Source organism: Nostoc sp. DedQUE08 (assembly GCF_034530895.1).
Classification (GTDB): domain Bacteria; phylum Cyanobacteriota; class Cyanobacteriia; order Cyanobacteriales; family Nostocaceae; genus Nostoc.
Genome location: NZ_JAVRCD010000104.1, coordinates 9982 through 15490, shown reverse-complemented (window position 1 = coordinate 15490; position 5509 = coordinate 9982). Strand labels below are relative to the sequence as shown.

Annotated in this window: 4 protein-coding genes; 3 read left to right on the top strand and 1 reads right to left on the bottom strand. The window is 43.0% G+C overall.

From position 1 onward, the window contains the following. A partial coding sequence (locus RMY64_RS35480) for a hypothetical protein (RefSeq protein WP_322702540.1) occupies positions 1-268 on the bottom strand: 268 nt, incomplete at its 3' end. A gap of 108 nt (positions 269-376) precedes the next feature. Here RMY64_RS35480 and RMY64_RS35475 point away from each other — a divergent pair. The 3 genes from RMY64_RS35475 to RMY64_RS35465 all read left to right on the top strand — a co-directional run. After that, the gene (locus RMY64_RS35475; RefSeq protein ID WP_322702539.1) at positions 377-2017 is read left to right on the top strand and encodes an AAA-like domain-containing protein; all 1641 of its coding nucleotides are present in this window, start codon (positions 377-379) and stop codon (positions 2015-2017) included. A gap of 65 nt (positions 2018-2082) precedes the next feature. Beyond that, positions 2083-2709 carry a type I restriction endonuclease gene (locus RMY64_RS35470; protein ID WP_322702538.1) on the top strand — a complete coding sequence of 209 codons (627 nt, stop codon included), beginning with the start codon at positions 2083-2085 and terminating at the stop codon, positions 2707-2709. Between the two features lie 124 nt (positions 2710-2833). After that, a partial coding sequence (locus RMY64_RS35465) for an AAA-like domain-containing protein (RefSeq protein ID WP_322702537.1) occupies positions 2834-5509 on the top strand: 2676 nt, incomplete at its 3' end.

Here is a 5509-nt window from a genome sequence, read left to right as displayed (position 1 = left end):
TAAAAGGTGGATGAATCCAGTTCAAATACTCGTCAACGGAGATAAAAGGTGGATTAATCCAGTTCAAACACTCGTCAACGGAGATAAAAGGTGGATTAATCCAGTTCAAATACTCGTTAACGGAGTTCAAAGGTGGATGAATCCAGTTCAAATACTCGTTAACGGAGATAAAAGGTGGATGAATCCAGTTCAAATACTCGTCAACGGAGATAAAAGGTGGATTCATCCAGTTCAAATACTCGTTAACGGAGATAAAAGGTGGATTCATCCAGTTCAAATACTCGTTAACGGTAATGCACTATCAGTAATTGTGTAGTTATCTGCTGTAGTAAACTACATCTAAGCCAGAAGACTGCACTCAATAGTTGATAGCGCTGTGAAAAAAATCCTGATTGTGTCAGCTAATCCCACAACGACAGACAAACTCCGCTTGGACGAGGAAGTAAGGGAAATTCAGGAAGGGTTGCAACGCTCTCGCAGCCGAGATAAGTTTGAACTGATTACTAAATGGGCGGTGCGGCCTGACGATTTGCGGCGTGCGCTTTTAGATCATAATCCTCATATCATCCATTTTTCTGGACATGGTGGAGGAAATCAAGGTTTAGCCTTGGAAAATAATACAGGGGAAATGCAGCTGGTGAGTACAGAGTCACTGGCAAGGCTATTTAAGTTATTTAAAGACAAAGTTGAGTGTATCTTATTAAATGCCTGCTATAGCGAGGTGCAAGCTGAGGCTATTTACCAACACATTAACTGCGTAGTTGGGATGAATCGGGCAATTGGGGACAAGGCAGCAATTAAATTCGCGGTAGGCTTTTATGATGCACTAGGTGCTGATAGGTCTTATGAGGATGCTTATGAGTTTGGCTGTAGCGCTATTGATTTAGAAAGTATTCTAGAGTCTTCTACCCCAGTGCTGAAAAGTCGGAACAATCCACAAGGTGCTATCTCTGCTAACGAAGCTATTCCAGATACCGATATAAAACCAGCAGTCACCCTAGAAAATCCAGAAGGGCAGGTATCCCTCAATTCTGCTTTTTATGTGGAGCGATCGCTTATTGAGGTAGACTGTTATGAAGCAATTCTTCAACCAGGGGCCTTAATTCGCATCAAAGCTCCCCGGCAGATGGGCAAAACTTCGCTCATGTCAAGGGTTCTCCATCATGCTAGTCAACATGGCTATCAGATAGCACCTGTAAATTTCCAGTCAGCCGATGCAGAATTTCTCGGTAATTTAGATCGGTTTTTGCAGTGGTTCTGCGCCAGCATTACTTACGAATTGAATCTACCAGAGAAGCTAGACGAGTATTGGAAGGGTGTTTTAGGTAGCAAGAATAAATGTACAAATTACTTTCAACGATATTTATTACCCGCCATTAATAGCCCCATAGCTTTAGGTTTGGATGAAGTCGATGAAGTCTTCAAGCATCCCATAATTGCGGCTGATTTTTTTGGATTGCTACGAGCTTGGCATGAGCGGTCAAAGAATGAGACAGTTTGGAAAAATCTCCGGTTGGTAATTGTGCATTCTAAGGAAGTTTATATACCGCTCAATATTAATCAGTCGCCTTTTAATGTCGGCTTACCCATTGAGTTACTAGACTTAAATCAAACACAAATACAAGACTTAGTACAACGTCACGGACTCAATTGGCCTGAATCACAAATTGAAGAATTAATGACACTCGTGGGTGGTCATCCTTATTTAGTGCGGGTAGCGCTTTATGAAATTGCCCGTGGTAGGATGACGCTGGAAAATCTGCAAAAAATCGCGGCAACCGAGGAAGGGCCTTACAGTGACCATTTACGCCGCCATTGGCTGAATTTGCAAGAGGATGCAGAATTGCTAGCGGCGGTTAAACAAGTGATGATGGCAAATCGCCCCGTAGATGTAGGCACAACTGAAGCGTTTAAACTCCGCAGTATGGGGTTAGTTAAGTTTCAAGGCAATCAAGTAGTGCCACTGTGTAAATTGTATCGTCAATATTTTGGGCATCGCTTGGGGTTGAAAAATTAAAAAAGTACATTAGGAGTGCAATAGAACTTTTATTTGCAATTACCATTTAACAAAAAGGTTTAACAATGGTTCAAGTTATTCAAGGAAAAGATATCACCCTAGCCCAACTCATAGATCAATTTGGGCTACAACGTGCAGACAACGAACAGTTTTTTTTAGAGTGGCAGCAAGATTTACCTGATTTGAGTGACTTAGAAAAGCAATCTCTCAACGAAGTTAAGGCAGAATATTTGCATTTATCCCGCTACCAAATTTTAGAACCTATAGTCAAAATGGTGGTGCTATTTCCACTATTGCGTCTAGCAGGTTTTTATCAACCGCCTTTTTACATTGCGTCGGAAGAAGAGGTAAGAATTTCTTCTGAAGATGAAGGCACAATTATTAGAGGACGTATTGATATCTTGGTGTTTCATCCTCCATTTTGGGTTCTTGTTGTTGAGGCGAAACGAGCAGATTACTCTTTAGTGCCAGCAATTTCACAAGCATTGGCTTATATGTTGGCAGATGCAACTTCGGCTAAACCTGTTTTTGGGTTTATCACCAATGGTAGTGAATTTCAATTTATTAAGTTGACTAAACAGAGTACACCGAGATATGCCTTATCTTATACACTGTCGCTTAATCGTGGGGATGACTTATATACTGTCGTAAAAGTGTTAAAACATCTAGCTCGTTTAATTAGTAATTTGTAATTATGACCTCTCCCTGGTTTTACTACGCAAAACCGTCCCTCTCCGATTCGGAGAGGGACAGACTTGAACTTTAGTTCAAGGCAGGGAGAGGTTTGTTTAACTCGCGCTGAATTTTTAATTGTTTATGACCCAGTACCAATATCAAGTCGGTGGTAGTCTGCCTCAAAATGCGCCAACTTATGTTAGACGGCAAGCTGACCATGATCTCTATGAAGGCTTGAAGGCTGGGTATTTTTGTTATGTACTCAATTCTCGGCAGATGGGGAAATCTAGCTTGCGGGTGCAGGTAATGCAGCAGTTGCAAACTGAGGGATTTGCTTGTGCTGTTGTTGATTTTACAGCTATTGGGACGGCAGATATTACGCCAGAACAGTGGTATGCCGGGGTGATTGATACTCTAGTGGGAAGTTTGAATATTTATACAACTTTTGATTTAGATACTTGGTGGACTGATAACGGGTTGCTTTCACCAGTACAGCGCTTGAGCAAGTTTATTGAAACGATTTTACTAAAAACAATTACTGAAAAGATTGTTATTTTTATTGATGAAATTGACACCATTCTGAGTCTTTCATTCAACTTGGATGACTTTTTTGCAGTTATCCGCGATTGCTACAACCGACGAGCAGACCATCCTGAATATAATCGCCTTACCTTTGCTTTGATTGGAGTATCTACGCCTTCAGATTTGATTCAAGACAAACGCCGGACACCTTTTAATATTGGACAGGCAATTGATTTAACTGGCTTTCAACTCCAAGAGGCGCAACCCTTGGCGCGGGGTTTGGCTGAAGTGGGTGATTCTCAAGAGTTGATGCAGGTGGTGCTGGACTGGACGGGAGGACAGCCGTTTTTGACGCAAAAAGTTTGTAAGTTGCTGGTGCAGGGGGGACTGGAGACTAGAAACTGGGGACTAGGAGATGAGGACTGGGTGGAAGAGTTGGTACGCGAGAGGATTATTGAGAATTGGGAGACGCAGGATGAGCCGGAGCATTTAAAGACGATTCGAGACAGAATTTTGCAGAGTGGAGAACAGAGGACTGGGCGATTGTTGGGGTTGTATCAGCAGATTTTGCAGCAGGGAGAGATAGTAGCTGATGATAGTGCTGAAGAAACGGAACTGCGGTTGACGGGTTTGGTGGTGAAGCGGGAGGGGAAGCTGCGAATTTATAACCGGATTTATGCAGAGGTGTTTAAACAGGAGTGGGCTGAAAAAATCTTGGCAAAGTTGCGTCCTTACTCGGCTGCATTGAATGCCTGGGTTGAGTCGGAACGTCAAGATGAGTCGCGCTTGTTGCGGGGGCAGACTTTGCAAGATGCCCATTCTTGGGCAGTAGGTAAAAGTTTGAGTGACTTGGACTATCGGTTTTTAGCTGCTAGCCAAGAGTTAGAAAAGCGTGATGTGCAGAAACGACTGAAGGCAGAGGAACAAGCAAAGCAAGTTTTAGCAGAGGCGAACCACAAAGCTAATCAACGAATTCGTATTGGTTCTGTGGTGTTAGGTTTTGCTCTAGTGGGGGCGGTAGCATTATTTATAATTACTCAAAAAAGTCTTGAGGTATCCAAGAATGCTATTGCAGTAGCACAATCAGCTAAGGCAGAAACAAATAACGCACAGAAAGATTTAAAAAATGCGAGGACAGAAACCGCAGCAACCAAGAAAGAGAATCAGCGTATATCATCTGAAAATAAACGGATATCTGAACAAGCGGTACAGGTAAAACAGAATCTTAGTAATGCAACTTCAAAACTGAATGCTGCAAATGTCGAAGTGAATCAGGCACAGCAAAACCTGAAATTAGCCGAAGACAAAGTCGCAGCAGCTAGCGCAAAGGCTAGTCAAGCTAAAGTACAGGCAAATCAAGCAATTAAACAACGGCAAGAGGCAGTTAATGCCCGTAAAACTTCTCTTGAGGAACTAAAAAAGGTAGAAGCAGCAAGAATTGTTGCTTTAACGGCTACGCGATTGGAACAAGGCGGAACAAATGCATTGCGGCTGTTTGAGACTTCCAGGGAATTTGATGCTCTGCTATTAGCAATGGAGACGGCAGGAACATTAAAAAGTCTGATCAAGGATAAACAATCTTTAGCAGACTATCCAGCATACAGCCCTTTGTTTACTTTACAGAGAATTCTATCTAGTACTAATATTCGTGAAAAAAATCGCCTGGAAGGGCATAGTATTGGGGTCTTCAGCGTCGTCTTCAGCCCGGATAGCAAAACTTTAGCTTCCGCCAGTAGTGACAATACCATCAAACTGTGGAATCTCGACACGGGCAAAGTTATTACTACTCTGACTGGGCATAGCGATAGGGTCAACAGCGTCGCCTTCAGCCCGGATAGCAAAACTTTAGCTTCCGCCAGTAGTGACAATACCATCAAATTGTGGAATCTCGACACGGGTAAAGTTATTACCACTCTGACTGGGCATAGCGCTGTGGTCATCAGCATCGCCTTCAGCCCGGATGGCAAAACTTTAGCTTCCGCCAGTCGTGACAAGACCATCAAATTGTGGAATCTCGACACGGGCAAAGTTATTACCACCCTGAGTGGGCATAGTAGTTCGGTCTTCAGCGTCGTCTTCAGCCCGGATAGCAAAACTTTAGCTTCTGCCAGTAGTGACAATACCATCAAATTGTGGAATCTCGACACGGGCAAAGTTATTACCACTCTGACTGGGCATAGCGCTGGGGTTATCAACGTCGCCTTCAGCCCGGATAGCAAAACTTTAGCTTCCGCCAGTTTTGACAATACCATCAAATTGTGGAATCTCGACACGGGCAAAGTTATTACCACTCTG